General features: G+C 44.4%; 14 protein-coding genes. 10 read left to right on the forward strand and 4 right to left on the reverse strand.

Annotated features, from left to right (window positions below):
• Window positions 1–67 precede the first annotated feature (67 nt).
• The 8 genes from pabB (at window position 68) to ELZ47_RS09750 (ending at window position 7,908) form a co-directional block, all read left to right on the forward strand.
• Window positions 68–1,789 carry an aminodeoxychorismate synthase component I gene (gene pabB, locus ELZ47_RS09715; RefSeq protein ID WP_125332001.1) on the forward strand — a complete coding sequence of 574 codons (1,722 nt, stop codon included), beginning with the start codon at window positions 68–70 and terminating at the stop codon, window positions 1,787–1,789.
• Window positions 1,790–1,940: 151 nt separating this feature from the next.
• A complete protein-coding gene (locus ELZ47_RS09720) occupies window positions 1,941–2,849 on the forward strand; it encodes an ATP-binding cassette domain-containing protein (RefSeq protein ID WP_125331999.1) in 909 nt (302 codons plus the stop codon).
• A gap of 16 nt (window positions 2,850–2,865) precedes the next feature.
• Window positions 2,866–3,624 (forward strand): ABC transporter permease, encoded by a 759-nt coding sequence (locus ELZ47_RS09725; RefSeq protein WP_125331997.1) that lies wholly within the window; start codon window positions 2,866–2,868, stop codon window positions 3,622–3,624.
• A gap of 37 nt (window positions 3,625–3,661) precedes the next feature.
• The gene (locus ELZ47_RS09730) at window positions 3,662–4,354 is read left to right on the forward strand and encodes an ABC transporter permease (protein ID WP_125331995.1); all 693 of its coding nucleotides are present in this window, start codon (window positions 3,662–3,664) and stop codon (window positions 4,352–4,354) included.
• Between the two features lie 144 nt (window positions 4,355–4,498).
• Window positions 4,499–5,407, forward strand: a complete 909-nt coding sequence (locus ELZ47_RS09735) for an ABC transporter ATP-binding protein (protein ID WP_125331993.1) — start codon at window positions 4,499–4,501, stop codon at window positions 5,405–5,407.
• A gap of 12 nt (window positions 5,408–5,419) precedes the next feature.
• Window positions 5,420–6,115, forward strand: a complete 696-nt coding sequence (locus ELZ47_RS09740; RefSeq protein WP_126435906.1) for a lantibiotic ABC transporter permease — start codon at window positions 5,420–5,422, stop codon at window positions 6,113–6,115.
• Window positions 6,116–6,260: 145 nt separating this feature from the next.
• Window positions 6,261–7,193 carry an ABC transporter ATP-binding protein gene (locus ELZ47_RS09745; RefSeq protein WP_126435907.1) on the forward strand — a complete coding sequence of 311 codons (933 nt, stop codon included), beginning with the start codon at window positions 6,261–6,263 and terminating at the stop codon, window positions 7,191–7,193.
• The gene (locus tag ELZ47_RS09750) at window positions 7,186–7,908 is read left to right on the forward strand and encodes a lantibiotic ABC transporter permease (protein WP_126435908.1); all 723 of its coding nucleotides are present in this window, start codon (window positions 7,186–7,188) and stop codon (window positions 7,906–7,908) included. The genes ELZ47_RS09745 and ELZ47_RS09750 overlap by 8 nt, the downstream gene beginning before the upstream one ends.
• A 110-nt stretch (window positions 7,909–8,018) precedes the next feature.
• Here ELZ47_RS09750 and ELZ47_RS09755 read toward each other — a convergent pair whose 3' ends face one another.
• From ELZ47_RS09755 to ELZ47_RS09770, 4 genes are all read right to left on the reverse strand, one after another.
• Window positions 8,019–8,636, reverse strand: a complete 618-nt coding sequence (locus tag ELZ47_RS09755; protein WP_126435909.1) for a helix-turn-helix domain-containing protein — start codon at window positions 8,634–8,636, stop codon at window positions 8,019–8,021.
• Between the two features lie 109 nt (window positions 8,637–8,745).
• Window positions 8,746–9,576 carry a CPBP family intramembrane glutamic endopeptidase gene (locus ELZ47_RS09760; protein WP_126435910.1) on the reverse strand — a complete coding sequence of 277 codons (831 nt, stop codon included), beginning with the start codon at window positions 9,574–9,576 and terminating at the stop codon, window positions 8,746–8,748.
• A gap of 454 nt (window positions 9,577–10,030) precedes the next feature.
• The gene (locus tag ELZ47_RS09765) at window positions 10,031–10,906 is read right to left on the reverse strand and encodes a sensor histidine kinase (protein ID WP_125332592.1); all 876 of its coding nucleotides are present in this window, start codon (window positions 10,904–10,906) and stop codon (window positions 10,031–10,033) included.
• Between the two features lies 1 nt (window position 10,907).
• Complete coding sequence (locus ELZ47_RS09770; RefSeq protein ID WP_002896543.1) at window positions 10,908–11,588, reverse strand: response regulator transcription factor; 681 nt, start codon at window positions 11,586–11,588, stop codon at window positions 10,908–10,910.
• A gap of 260 nt (window positions 11,589–11,848) precedes the next feature.
• Between ELZ47_RS09770 and ELZ47_RS09775 the strand changes: the two genes are divergently transcribed.
• Window positions 11,849–13,633 (forward strand): serine hydrolase domain-containing protein, encoded by a 1,785-nt coding sequence (locus ELZ47_RS09775; RefSeq protein ID WP_125332594.1) that lies wholly within the window; start codon window positions 11,849–11,851, stop codon window positions 13,631–13,633.
• A gap of 172 nt (window positions 13,634–13,805) precedes the next feature.
• Complete coding sequence (locus tag ELZ47_RS09780; protein ID WP_125332596.1) at window positions 13,806–15,587, forward strand: serine hydrolase domain-containing protein; 1,782 nt, start codon at window positions 13,806–13,808, stop codon at window positions 15,585–15,587.
• Window positions 15,588–15,600: the final 13 nt, after the last annotated feature.

A 15,600-nucleotide genomic window follows, 5' to 3' on the forward strand; every position in this document is an offset into this window, starting at 1 on the left:
TAAAAGAATGACTGTCTCATCTGATAAATCCGTTTTCATTCAAATTATCTTATGATAAAATAGCTTTATGCACAAGAAAACGATTATTGATTTTAAGCAGTTAGGCCAACGCCTGATTTTTACGAATCCCATCAAGGAGCTAAAGACTCGCCGTCTTGACCAAGTGGAGGAACTTTTGACAGAGATTGAGGGCTGGCAGGAGAAAGGATACTATGCTGTCGGCTATGTCAGCTATGAAGCAGCGCCAGCCTTCGAGGAAAAGTTCCAAGTTCATTCCGCTCCGCTCCAGAAAGAATACCTCCTCTACTTTACTATCCACGATAAGGCCAAGCAGGCTTCCATTCCCTTGACCTATAAGGAAGTGGGGATGCCAGCGGCTTGGCAGGGGCTGACTTCTGAGCAAGAGTACCAGAAAGCTATCGAGACTATCCATCATCATATCCGCCAGGGCGATACCTATCAGGTCAACTACACGGTACAGCTGTGTGCGGAGCTCAATCCTGAGGATAGCTTGGCTATTTACAACAGGCTGGTTGTTGAGCAAAATGCGGCCTACAATGCTTATGTAGAGCATGACGAGACTGCCATCTTGTCTATCAGCCCTGAGCTCTTTTTCGAGGAGCAGCGAGGTCAACTGACCACTCGTCCTATGAAAGGAACTACCAATAGGGGACTGACCTTAGAGCAAGATAGAGAGCAGGCTGCCTGGCTGGCTCAGGACGCCAAAAACCGAGCTGAAAATATGATGATTGTCGATTTGCTGCGTAATGACATGAATCGCATTTCTCGGACGGGCAGTGAGCGGGTTGAGCATCTCTGCAGCGTCGAGCAATACTCTACAGTCTGGCAGATGACCTCTACCATTAAAAGTCTGCTGCATGAGGGAATTGGGCTGGCAGATCTTTTCAAGGCGCTCTTTCCTTGCGGATCCATTACAGGTGCTCCTAAGATTTCGACCATGGCTATCATCAAGGCGACAGAAAAAGCTGCCCGCGGGGTCTACTGCGGTACAGTCGGCATCTGCCTGCCAGACCAGAGACGGATTTTTAACGTCGCCATCCGTACCATTCAGCTGGAGGGAAGGAAAGCTATCTATGGCGTTGGCGGCGGAATCACTTGGGACAGCACGTGGAAATCTGAATACATCGAAACCCAGCAAAAATCTGCCGTCCTCTATCGGAAAAATCCGCGATTCGACCTGATTTCTACAGGAAAAGTGACGGACGGACAGCTGACCTTGCAAGAGCAACACCTGCAAAGACTGACAGAAGCAGCTGGCTACTTTGCCTATCCTTTTGACCAAGACACGCTAGAGCAAGAGTTAGAAGAAACCTGCGCTCAGCTAGATAAAGGGCAGGATTACAGGCTACGTATTTCTCTAAAAAAAGACGGCAGTATTGGGCTGTCAGCGGCTCCTCTACTACCGCTGACAGAGACTTTCAGAAAGGCAAAACTAGTTGAGCAAACAGCCAATCTAGCTCAGCCTTTTACCTATTTCAAAACCAGCCATCGGCCACATCTGACCTTGGAGCAGCAAGAGCAGATTTATTACAATGCCCAAGGCCAGCTGCTGGAAACTTCTATTGGCAATCTGCTGTTGGAACTAGACGGCAAGCTCTACACGCCTCCAGCTGAATTGGGCCTGCTCAAGGGCATCTACCGCCAGCAGCTACTGGATAAGGGTCAGGTTACTGAGAAAGTTTTAACGCTGGCTGATCTGGCTCAGGCTGAGAAAATCTATGCCTGCAATGCAGTCAGGGGATTATACGAGCTGGAGATTGAGGACTAAGAGTTCCACAATTTGCCACTTGCTTTTAATCCTCATCAAAAACTTTAGAAATATTTGAGAAATTCTTTAGAAACATTTGAAGGTTTGGCGCTATACTAATTAATAAGAAGAGGAGTTTTCTCTCCTAATATCATGAAAAGGAGAATTGATCATGGAAAATGTTTTGGTTTTACAGCAAGTCAGCAAAAAATTCGGCCGGCAGTACGCTCTGACCGATGTGAGTCTGACGATAAAAAAAGGAGATATTTACGGTTTAATTGGCAAGAACGGGGCCGGAAAGACCACTCTGATCAAGGTCATCACCCAGCTCTTGGAAGCAAGCAGTGGCAATGTCTCCCTTTTTGGCTCTCAGAACTATCAAGAATGGACACAGAGCCTTAAGCGGGTCGGATCGGTCATCGAAACACCGGTCGCTCACAACCACCTGACAGCCTATGAAAATCTCAGCTACTACTGCAAGCTCCGCCATATTCCCCATGCGGACAAGGTCATCCGTGAAACCTTGGAATACGTGGACTTGACAGATACCGGCAAGAAGAAATTCCGCGACTTCTCACTCGGGATGAAACAACGGCTGGGTCTGGCTATCGCGCTTCTTACCAGACCTGACCTAATGATACTAGACGAGCCTATCAATGGCCTGGATCCAGTCGGCATCAAGGAATTCCGCCAGCTGGTGCAGCGGCTCAACGAGGAGTTGGGAATGACCTTTATCATCTCAAGCCATATTCTGTCTGAACTCTACTTGGTTGGTACCCAGTTCGGCATTATCGAGGAAGGACGGCTGATTCGCGAGATTTCCAAGGCGGAGTTTGAAGAACAGAGCGAAGACTATATCGTGCTTAAAACATCGCAGTTAGAAGAAGCCAGCCGTCTGATTCACGACCAGCTCATGCATCGTATCAAGGTGGTCAATGCTTCTGACGAGATTCATATCTTCACCCATTCGCATGAGATTAGCAATATTGTCAAGGAACTTGCAGCCGCAGATATACCGGTGCAGGAGATTTACTATGCACGACAAAACCTAGAAAACTTCTTTACAGACTTGGTCAAATGACAAAGGGGGGCTTATCATGATGGATTTCATTCGAGCCGATTTTTACCGGCTCATACGCTCAAAAGGCTTTTGGATTACTGAGTTTTTATTATTCTGTGCGATTATCTCAACAACCTTCTTCCATGCAAATATTCATTTTGGAGCAAATATCTCCAGAAATGAGGCTGCTAGTCAATCTCTAGGAAAACTAACCGGCCTTCAAGCTCTGGACTATTTTGCAGGCAAAACAGACAGTCTGCTCTTTTTCACTATCATTGGTATCAGTATGGTCCTTGGAGTGGATTTGTCTCGGAAACTTTATAAAAACTGTCTGAGCTACGGCATCTCTAAGCTCAGCTATTATTTTTCTAAATTCTTTGTCTGCGTTAGTATCGCAGCCTTTCACTTCCTGATGATTTTATCTATCTCCTTTATGACCGCTAGTCTGTCCAACGGAATTGGCAGCGCCCCTGGCTCTTTTTTGCCTCAGCTGGGAGCTGCTCTCTTCGTCCAATTTCTCGGCACGATTGCATGGATTGCCATCATTTCTTTTGTACTCTATGCCAGCCACTCCATCGTGTCTAGCTTTCTGACCTATTTCCTTGGCGGTACCTTACTGACTATTCCCCTCATCTTTTACCCGGACAATGAATGGCTGATCTATCTGACTCTGCGATTTAACACAGATATGGCAGCAGATGGCGGAGCTGTTATCAAGGCTATCCTGACAGTGGTAACGGTCACCCTGCTCTTTCTAGGTGGCGGGCTGATGGTTTTCAAAAAGAAAGATTTATAAAATGCAGGAACAATCTTAATCATTCAGAGGAGATTTCATGTTACATACTATTCAGGCGGAACTCTACCAACTTGTCCGCTCCAAACTTTTTTGGCTAATAGAAGGGCTACTCTTTTTTCTTATTTTCATCAGCTCTCTTGGTGAACGAAACTTTAATTTTTATATCTCTACGTCTTCTGATTCAGAAGAAACAGTCATCCAAGGTTGGACAGGATTTGAAGCTCTCGGGCAGCTTGCTAAAGATTTCCTGCCCTTTGTCATGATTACTGTCCTTGTGCTCATCATCTTTCTGCTAGGTCGTGACCTGACTAGAAAACTATACAAAAATATATTGGCTAGCGGGGTTTCTCGGAAAGAATTTTACTTATCAAAAATAGCTGTTCTTGTCATAATTATCATCTTTCAACTAATAACAGCCTTTGCTGCAGCCTTTATCTTTGGAAACCTCTTCCACGGACTTGGAACTATGCCAAAGAACTTTTTCTGGAGCTTTTTCTTGTCTTTCTTTCGCTCCTTTCTCTTTATTATAACCTGCAGTTCCGTAGTTACCTGTCTTCTCTACCTGACCCGCTCCACCCTAGCCAGCTATCTCGTCTTTTTCGCCCTGATTATGCTTCAGTCTAGCCTCGTCATCGTTTTCCCTCAGATAAATTCTGAACTATTCTTATTCCTTATCTTAGCTGGTTCTCTCTTAGGTGGTTACCAAGCTTTTCAGCACAGGGACTTATAAATTTAAGCAGTCAGCCCTTTGGCTGCTTTTTTATTGCATTTGGATTGGTTCTGCATTTCTTTAGAAATATTTTAGAATTTCTTGAGAAATATTTGAAGTCTAGCTTGTATACTAAAATCAAACCTAAGAAAGCGAGAATATACCATGCAAACTGTTTTAGAAGTAAAGCAAGTTACCAAACAATATGGTCAGCAATATGCCCTCGATCATGTGAGTCTTTCGATCCAGAAGGGCGAAATTTATGGACTGATTGGCAAGAACGGAGCTGGCAAAACCACTCTTCTCAAGACCATTAGCCGGCTCATTCATGCCAACAGCGGAACCGTGTCTGTCTTTGGTTCGCAGAACTCTAAGGAGTGGAACGAAGCCTTGCGCAAGATAGGAACTGTCATCGAAACACCAGTCGCTTACAATCAGATGACTGCTTATCAAAACCTCAACTACTACTGCAAGGTCCACCAGATTGCCCAGCCCGACCAGCTCATCAAGGAAACCCTGGCCTATGTCGGACTGAGCAATACTGGTAAAAAGAAATTCCGCAACTTTTCGCTAGGAATGAAGCAGCGCTTGGGGATCGCTATTGCCCTTATAAGCAAGCCTGAACTCATGATTCTAGATGAGCCCATAAATGGCCTTGATCCACTTGGCATCAAGGAATTTCGACTGATGATTCAGCGACTCAACCAAGAATTGGGAATCACTTTTATCATTTCCAGCCACATCTTGTCTGAGCTTTATCTGGTAGCCACCAAGTTTGGAGTGATTGACCAAGGACGGCTTGTCGCAGAATTTACCAAGGATGACTTTGACCGAGCCAGCGAAGATTATATCGTCCTCAAGACTAGCGATAAAGAACAGGCTGCCAATCTCATCCAAGGCAAGCTCCACTATCAGCTCAAGGACGCTGATAAATCTGACGAGTTGCACATTGTCGCCCAAGAACAGGAACTAAATGACATCAACAGGGAGTTGGTCCTATCCAACATTCATGTCAATGGTATCTATGCAGCTCACAAAGATTTAGAAAAATACTTTACAGATTTAGTCCAGTAAGGAGAAAAAACCATGTTACATACTTTTCAAGCAGATTTTTACCGTTTCTTTCGTTCCAAGGCTGTTTGGATTACCGAATTCATCTTTCTACTGACGACCTTGAGCGCAGTCTTTGGCAAATTAAATGCCGTCCAGCTTATACAAGCGGTGTCTAACGCTATCGGTAATAATACTTTTATCATCATTATCCTGTCTATGGTCGTCATCGGGACAGATCTGAACAAGCAGCTTTACAAGAATACATTAACCAGCGGTGTTTCCCGTACCAGTTTCTTCGTCTCTAAAGCCCTAGTCATGGTCTGCGTAACGTTCCTGCAGTTGGCTCTCTATTATAGCATCAACTTTATCCTAGCAGCCATTCTAAACGGTATTGGTGATTTATCCGCTACCTTCCTGCTTCAGTTTATTCTTCTATTCTTTGTGCAGTGCCTGACTGTCATTGCTTGGACAGCTATTATTTCCTTTATTCTTTATCTGAGTAAATCTATGATTGCTGCCCTGGGAGGTTACCTTTTCTGCGCATCCTTAACCGGAGCTCTTGCGCAACTTTATCCCAAGTCTCTGTGGCTACAGCATTTAACCATGAGCTTTGATTTTGAGACACTTCAAAGCAACGGTGTAACCTTGAGAATTGTTCTAATCGCCTTGTTTTTAGGAATCGTCTTCACCGCAGCAAGTCTTTATACTTTCCACAAAAAGGATTTATAGTAGAGAATGAGCCAGTTCTTGACTGGCTCATTTTAATCTTTCCAATTTTAAAATTCTTGAGAAATATTTTAGAATTTCTTGAGAAATATTTGAAATTTAGTTTGTATACTAAAAGTATAAACAAAGTAATTAAAGGAGAAACATCATGCAAAATGTTTTAGAAGTGAAAGGACTCACTAAAAAATACGGTGATCAATATGCTCTGAAAGATGTCAGTCTTTCCATCAAGAAAGGAGAGATCTACGGTCTTATCGGAAAAAACGGTGCTGGTAAGACCACGCTGATCAAAATCATCACGCAAGTCATCTATCCTAGCGGAGGAACCGTATCTGTTCTGGGCTCTCAGAACCAACAAGAATGGACCAGAGCCCTCAGCCATACTGGATCTGTTATCGAGACCCCTGTAGCTCATGCCCACATGTCGGCCTATGAAAATCTGCGCTACTACTGTACCGACCGGGGCATTCCAAATGCTGACAAAGTCATCAAAGAAACCCTTCAATATGTCGGCCTGACCGATACTGGAAAGAAGAAATTTCGCAATTTCTCTCTAGGGATGAAACAGCGGTTGGGCATTGCCATTGCCATTTTGGGGCGTCCCGACTTGCTCATCCTGGACGAGCCCATCAATGGTTTAGATCCAGTTGGGATTCAGGAATTTAGAGAAATGGTCAAGCGCCTCAATCAAGAATTAGGCATCACCATCATCATTTCCAGCCATATCCTGTCCGAGCTTTATATAGTAGCAACTCGCTTTGGTTTTATCAATCAAGGGCATTTCATCAAGGAGCTGTCTAAGGAAGAATTTGACCGAGAAAGCGGCGACTATATCATCCTCAAAACGGATAATATCAAGCAAGCTGCCCATTTAGTGCAAGACAAGCTAGGCTACCAGCTCAGACCGACCAAAAAGGAAGATGAGCTGCATATTTCCGGTAAGGTACAAGAAATTCGCAAGATTGCCAAGGAATTAGTCCTAGCCGACATCCCAATCGGGGAAATCTACTACGCCCACAAAGACTTAGAAAAATACTTTACAGACTTAATCAACCAACAAGGAGGAAACACTCATGTTTAATAGTATCAAGGCGGATTACTACCGTCTCTTCCGCTCCGTAGGATTCTGGGGAGTGCAGGCTTTCTGCATCTTTGGAATTCTCCTCGCCATTTTCACTTCCAAAGTCGTCAGTTCCGACAACGGTATCTTTTTTGCCATAGATGTCGTCTCCTACAACAGTGGCATGCTCTTTATTGCCTGCAATGTCATGACTAGCTTGCTCCTAGGCGTTGATCTCAATGACAAACTTTATCACAATAACCTGACTACAGGCAAGACTCGGACCCAGTATTACTTCTCTAAAGCACTGGTTATCGGCAGCTTACTTCCTATGCAGTTCATACTGCTCTACATTTTAGGTATTGTCATCGAATTTGTCCGAACCGGCGGTAATATGGGAACCCTGCCAGCTAATTTCTGGGGACAATTCGCAATACTCTTTGTCATGCAGGTCATCTGTACCTATGCTTGGTACTGCATTACCAGCTTTGTTCTCTACTTGACTCGAAACTATAGTGTCGTCTTCATCACCTATATCATGACCTACATCTTACTCGGTCTCCCTAGTCAAATGTTCGATGCCAATAATGAATGGTTCAAGGCTATCAAGATGGAGTTCGTCTACGGAGACGCTTCAATACTAGGTGTCATCATCAAAACAGCTATCTTTGCTCTCAGTCTGATTACGGTCTTTACCTTAGCAGGACTGGCTACACTGAAGAAGAGAGATTTGTAAAATAAAAACTCAGCTAATCACTAAATTAGCTGAGTTTTTTTGAGCGGATTTTGATTGGATTATGAGCGGATTTCACTCCTTCTGGTCTAGCCCTCTTTATCGGCTTTCTTTCACTGCTTCCAATCTTGCTTTTTCAAGAACAGATTGATGCAGACTCCTAGGATAAGGTAGAAAGTGACAAAGGCAAGACTGGCTGCCAGACTGGTCGGATATGGAAAGATCTTGCCCATAGGAAAAAGAACATTAGATAGAAATCCGAGGGGAACAAAGAGCAAGAATAAAATCAAGGCTAGCTTAACCTGAAAAGAAGGCCTTGCCTCGGATAGATTGCGGCCTGTTCCCCACACCAGCAGCCCTACTCCCTGGACAATCAGCACCGGCGTTAGCAAGATACTAGTCTTGAGAAAATCAGCTAGGATAATGGAGAGGATGATGCCCAGACCGACCAAGCCAAGAGAGAGCTGATAGCAAATATTGCTGGCTATTCTCCTGTGCCTGATTGACTGCTCTTCCTCTTTCTGGACTACAGGCTCAATTCCCTTGAGCAGATAATCTGTGGTCACCTCAAAATAGTCACTCATGGAAATGATCTTATCCAAATCAGGCATACTCTGCTCGCTCTCCCACTTGGAAACGGCCTGTCTGGACACACCGAGTTGGTCGGCTAGCCCCTCCTGAGAAATGCCCCGCGCTTTTCGCAGGTACTGGATTCTGTCTGATAGATTCATGGATTGTTTTACCTACTCTTTCTTATTTTTTATACTTTCTTTCATTGACACTTATTATAGCACAAGGCGGAGAGACTGCAAAGTCTGATTGTCACCTCTTCATAAAATGCTAGACTTCTTCTTTAGACGGAAGTGCTTTTTCCTCCCTATCCGTCCGATACCAGAGATAGATACTATAAAGTGTCAGGAGAATCACACCTCCAAAGTAAAAGAAGGGATTGACTTGAGAGAAATCCAAATTGTTAGCTTGAGCTATCCCAACAAAAGTCGGGATGAGGGTGTTGGAGAGCGCATGAAAGATGTTACAAGCAAGGACAGACTGGGTCTTCTTATACAGAGCTGCAAGCCAAAAAGATAGAAGGATACTGAAAATGATAAAAACTGAGAAAAGATCCTGGCTTCGATCATAAAAGCGATCGTAAAACCAGAGAGGAATATGCCAGATGGCCCAAATAATACCGGTCATCAAGGTAGAGACAAAGAAAGAAAATTTTTTCTCTAAGGCCGGCTGTAGGAAGCCCCGCCAGCCAAATTCTTCAATCCCGCCCGATAGGACAATACAATAGATAAAAAACCAAGGAAATCTTACTAAAGCGCCGTCTACCAACTTGCCGCCAGAAGCTAGAGCATAGAAGGTAGCCAGACCGCCACCATAGATTAGCAAGTAGAGCCAGGTCTCTTTCTTGCCTGAAAAGAGATAGGAGCAAATGGCCTTGAAGCCTTTCTTTTTCAGTACAATCAGGCTAGCCAGCATAGGCCCAAACATAGCAATACCATTTAGAATAGCTTCAAGAGCAAGATAGGCTGTAGGTGGACTGTCAGGCCAAAGTTTTTTGAGGATGATGTCTAGCAGCCAGAATCCCCATGTCCAGCCGAAGTTCCAAGCTAGGAACGGCAAAATTAGTTTTGGTTGTGGTTTGATAGTTGTTTCTGTATTCATGAGAATACCTCCTTATAATATAATTAAACTCAAGTTTTTGAGCCAAATCTTCAAAGACAGCGACTCGTTCATTCCAAAATCAAAAACTTGATTTCTGCTTTCAGATTAACAAAAAAGCCAGTTGCCTTTCTAGCGACTGGACTTGGAATAAAGAAAAAATCTAGTTGCTTTTTGAATGATTGAACTTGGAATCTTTGTCAACTGTCAGTTGCAAGTCAGTTATATCAAGGGTTTAGAGTAGTTGGCTGATTTTTTACTTTGACCAGTAAAATGTCCTCTCTAAGCTGACTAGCTTTTCAAACCACAAAACAAAAAGGCATCTTTATCATGCCTTTCTTCGACTTAATCTAAAAATAAACCTCCACCAATTCGAAAATTAGCTGAGGTTTATGAGCGGATTTTGAGGCTAGCTAATAGAGCTAACTCTTTCTTTTTTTGCTTTTTTAAAAGTCATTTACAAAGTCACAACCAGTTCAAACCAGTCGTCCTCGGCTTTCATTGTCAAGTCTCCGCCTAGGATTTCGACTAACTGCTGGGTGATGTAGAGCCCCAACCCTGAAGACTCCTCGCTGCTGGATAGGTTTTCTGAGTAAAAGCGATTGGTCAGCTTATCCAGATATTGGATAGGCTGCTGGACGATATTTTTGACGGTAAAGATACAATGCTCGCCCTCTTTTTTCAGAGAAATGCTGGCAGCCTTACGGCCGTGCTTGAGGACATTGCTTATCATATTTTGGACAATGCGCTCTAGAATTTCTGGGTCTGTCTCTAGCTCTAGACCTTCAGCCAGCTCTACCTGCAAGTCAATCTGGGCTTTCTGGAAGGCATCATAATAAGTAAAAAGCTGCTGGGTTACCAGCTGAGATATATCTGTCGGCTGGACATTGGCCCGAATGGCTCCCTCCATCAACCGGCGGTACTCCATCAAGGCTTCCAGCCGTTTGGATACCATTCCCAGACTATCTGCAATTTTGACCAGCTGCTGACTTTCCTGACTATCATCCTTCAGCAGCTGCTGGGTGTAGCCACTGGCAATGGTCAGAGGGGTGCGGATATCATGGGCAATATTACTGATAGCCATATCCAGCGTCTTCTTTTCCTGCTGGACAACAAAGGTCGTCTTATCTAGCTCCCTAAAGAGCAGCTCTGCTTCCTCTGTCAATTCCAAAATACTGGGGGCATGAGCAGCAGGAGCCAGACGATTCTGGCTCCCTGTCTGTCGCTTCCGACGAATCTGCTGTGCCACATCCTTGACCGCCAGATGATAGCGTATGAAACCAATAGCCAGAAACAGACTGATAAGGGCAAATAAAATGACTAACACCAACATATCAGTCCTCCTTGAGCCGGACACCTAGTCCCCAAACAGTCTCTATGTATTCCTCTGTTGGGTCCAACTGAGCCAGTTTCTTACGTAGATTGCTGAGGTGGGTATTCAGGGTATTATCCCCAGGCAGATAGCTCTCTTCCCAGACCTGCTCAAAGAGCTCTTCCTTGGTGTAGATCTTCTTGGGATGACGGAGCAAGAGCTGGAGGATATGATATTCTTTCTTGCTCAGACGGACGCTTTTCTCACCGCAGACCGCCTCAAAGGTAGCCTTGAGTAGACGGATATTTTTAAAGGACTGGCCTTCTTCCTCGCCAGTCAAAGCCTGCTGGCTGCGCAGCTGCACGGTAATACGGGCAAAAACCTCATCCAGATTGAAAGGTTTGACGATATAATCATTAGCACCATTCAGCAGGTACTGACTAACCAGCGCTTTCTCACCAAGGGCCGTCAGCATAACCACTGGCACCGTAGCATTGCTGCTGCGAATTTCCCTCAACACTTCATCACCATTCTTACCCGGCAGCATGATATCCAAAAGGACCAAATCAATCTCCTCCCGCTCAAACAGCGAAATGCCCTCTGTCCCCGAATAGGCAGAATAAACCGTGTGTTCCTTCTGAAAAAGTTCTTTTAGAATTTCATGAATATCACTGTTGTCTTCGATGAGCAAAATATGAGCCATAAACACTCGCCTCCAGAAATTTCCTATCACTAGTGTAGCAAGGATAAGAGGCTAAGTCAATAAAAGATGGACTATTCGAAAAACTTTAGAAATATTTTAGAATTACTTGAAGGATATTTGAGAATCGAACTTTAAAATAGAAAGAAATAAGAAATGTATGTGCTACAAAAAGGAGGCTCAATATGTTTAAAATTTTTTGCAAAATCGTTTTTAAAAGTATTACTTTCGCCCTTGAGGGCTAAGGAAAAAAGGAGAATCGCATGAAGAAATCATTTATTCTAACACTTCTAACCATTATAACTCTGGGGCTCTTCCAGCCAGCTACTGCACTGGCTGAGGAGGCTCAAAAGCTACCCTCTGGTATCAAACGTGACCAGATCGGCCAGAAAATCCAAGACTATGTCAAGAAATACGAAAAGACAACAGCCGGCATGGCGACGGCAGTCTTTGATAAGGACGGTACCATTTATAAAGGAAATTTTGGCTATATGAACAAGGAAAAGGGAGTCAAAGCTGATGACAGCAGCGTTTTTGAATGGGGCTCTGTAACCAAATTAACCGTCTGGCTCTCTGTTATGCAGCTCTGGGAACAAGGTAAGATTAACCTAGAAGAAGACATCCGCACCTATCTGCCAGATGGTTTTCTCAAGACTCTCCGCTATGATAAGCCTATCACCATGCTGGATCTGATGAACCATCAGGCTGGTTTTGAAGAGGGGGCTCATGCTGCTTATCTGGAAAATAAGGGGCAGACGATAGAGGAGATTTTGTCAGTTAGTCAGCCAACTCAGATTTTTGAACCTGGCACAACAACAGCCTATTCTAATTTTGGAGCAGGCTTAGCGTCCTATATCGTTGAGCGAATCTCTGGTCAGCGTTTCTCCAACTACGTCCATGAGCATATCTTCCAGCCATTGGACATGAACCAAACCGCCATCCTTCCTGGCTTCGCGGATAATAACTATGTCCGTGAAAAACGAAAGAAAGCTCAATCTTATGATACAGAAGGAAACTCACTCGGTTCGGCTTACTTTGATTTTGGCTTGTATTCTGTGGGTCAGGCAGCTTCTAGCCCTGAAGACTTTCAGAAGTTTGGTCAAGCCCTGTTAAAGCAAGAAAAATTGTTTCAGCGCTCAGAAACTTGGAAAACACTTTATACTGCTACTTCAACCTTCCCCGGAACGGATAGACTGCTAAATGCTCACGGCTTCATGGTCGAAGAATATGGCACTGTTGTTCTGGGACACGGTGGGAATTCCACTGGTTATTCATCTTACATTTTACTAGACTTGAAAAACGGTATTGGCCTTACTGTCATGACCAATCAAAAAGGCGAGGATATTTATAATGTTCTGATGCCTGAACTTGTTTTTGGATCCAAGAAAAAGACTGATAAGGCTACCTTTGAAAATTTCAAGCCGGGCTACTATCGTTCCGCTCGGTACTTCGAGACTGGTCCCCTGTCAGTTGCCCGAACTCTATTTTATACGAGTTACGTCCCTAAAAGTATGGACAATCCGCAATTAAACCAAAATTATGCGGTGCTAAGCCATGAAGGCGGCCAAGAAAAAATCACTAGCACCACAGGCGATACACTCAAGATATCGGATACAGAAATCTACAAAGATTATGCCATGTACTTCTTAGCAGTTGCAGGAGTGGTCTACGCTCTCATCAATCTATTCATTAGTGGCGTTGCTGGTCTTGTTCGCTCGCTGAAAAAAATGCCATCCAAGATGCCAAAAGCCCTGCGAATCTGGAATACTCTGACTTCGCTGACGGTATTAGCAACCGGAGCAAATTTTGCATTATTATTCCTTGCAATGACCAGCGGTAACATCAGCTTTGTAGCTCCTTGGCGCTATACAATCTTTGCTGGTCTAGGACTCATCTTAGGAGGTTGCCTAGTCTATCCGCTTCTGACCAAAGCTAAAAAAGGACTCGGAAAAGGAAGTGTCTTCCTGACGGTTATGACTAGCCTATCTGCACTGGCCATCGTAGCCAATATCCTTTATTGGTCTCTTTACCAGTGGTGGGCATTATGATGAAGAGCCTGTCTTCCTTAGGGGAGATGGGCTTCGTCTGCATCATTCTGCAAAGGAGAAAATCCTATGACCAATGAAACAAGAATAACCTGATTCTAAATTAAAAGGAGACTGCGCCGACTATCTGAACTCAGCTTATGTGAATACTAAAGTTGAACAGAAAGGAAATGCTATGAAAAAATCATTTATTCTAACGCTTTTAACGATTATAACTATAGGACTCTTCTGGCCAATTACTGCATTGGCTGAGGAGCCTCAAAAGCTACCATCTGGTATCGAACGGGACCAGATTGGTCAGAAAATCCAAGACTATGTCAAGGAACATGAAAAGACAACAGCCGGCATGGTGACGGCAGTCTTTGATAAGGACGGTACCATTTATCAAGGCAACTTTGGATACATGGATAAGGAAAAAGGCATCAAGGCCGATGATGATAGCGTTTTTGAATGGGGCTCCGTAACCAAATTAACTGTCTGGCTCTCTGTTATGCAGCTCTGGGAGCAAGGTAAGATTAACTTAGAAGAAGACATCCGCACCTATCTGCCAGAGGGCTTCCTCAAAAATCTCCGCTATGATAAGCCAATCACCATGCTGGATCTGATGAACCATCAGGCGGGATTCGATGAGGTAAGCATGTACCTACAAGACGATAAAAGTATCGAAGAAATCCTTGAAGAACAACAACCTATCCAGTCCTTTGAACCTGGTACAGTCACAGCTTATTCAAATTACGGTACCGGCTTGGCGGCTTTGATTGTCGAGCGGATCTCCGGTCAGCGGTTTGTTGATTATGCTCATGAGCATATTTTCCAACCTCTGGGCATGGATAAAACGGCTATTTTGCCGGATCTATCAGACAATTCCTACGTTCAGAAAAAGCGTCAAGAGGCCAAAGGATATGACATCCAAGGAAAAGTTCTGAGAAAGGATAGTTTCATTGTTGGCCTCTATCCTATCGGTGCAGCTACTGGTACCTTGAAAGACTTGGAGAAGTTCGCCCAAGCCCTGCTGGCTCGCAAAACGCTCTTTGAGCGTCCAGAGACTTGGAGTACCCTCTACAGCCCAAGCCTGACCTATCCTGGAACAGATACTGCTCGTAACGCTCATGGCTTTTGGGCTAACGAATATGGCACTACAGTGCTAGGACACGGCGGAAATACACTTGGCTTTAGCTCACGGATAATGTTGGACTTGGAGCACGGTATCGGCTATGTCGTCATGACCAATCAAGGTACAGAGCAAAATTATAATTTCCAAATGCCAGAGCTCGTCTTTGGACCACGTAAAACGGCCAGCAAGGAAACCCAAGAGCAGTTCAGTCCAGGCTATTATCGCACTCTGCGAAATCTTAACCAAGGTCCTCTGGCTATCTTTAAAATGATTCCAGCCTCCGCAGACTACTTGCAGGAACCATCTGATGATCAGCGATTGCCAAACAACTTCTGGACCATTTATCAGAACAAAGGCAAGACCCATATCGCAGTGGCTGTCGCAGACTATGAGAAAGTCTCTGACTTTGATTTCTTTAAAGACTATGTTGTTCTAGGCTTGGCCGGACTTGGTATCATCTACGCCCTCGGCCTCATCATCATCAGCCCGCTTCTAGGAGGCTATCGGCTTATCTTTCGCAAGAGACAAGACCAGCCAAATCGCACTTGGAAGGCCTGGAACCTCCTAACAGCTGTTGGTATTTTGGCCGTTCCAATCAATCTCTTTCTGCTATTCATGTCAGCAATTCCAGGAAATTTCAGCGAGATCGCTCAGTGGCGCTACATGCTCTTTGCTGCTTTGGGACTCCTGCTAACCGCAGCCGCTCTGTTACCGCTCTTCAGAAAGTTCAGAGAAAAGCTCAGCAAAGGCCGCCTCTTCCTAACAGCCATGACCAGCCTATCTGCCTTAGCAGTGGCCACTAATATCCTCTATTGGTCCCTCTATCAGTGGTGGGTATTCTAATATGAAAGGAGCC

The sequence above is a fragment of the Streptococcus sanguinis genome, assembly GCF_900635155.1.
In the GTDB taxonomy this organism is placed as follows: Bacteria; Bacillota; Bacilli; order Lactobacillales; family Streptococcaceae; genus Streptococcus; species Streptococcus sanguinis_G.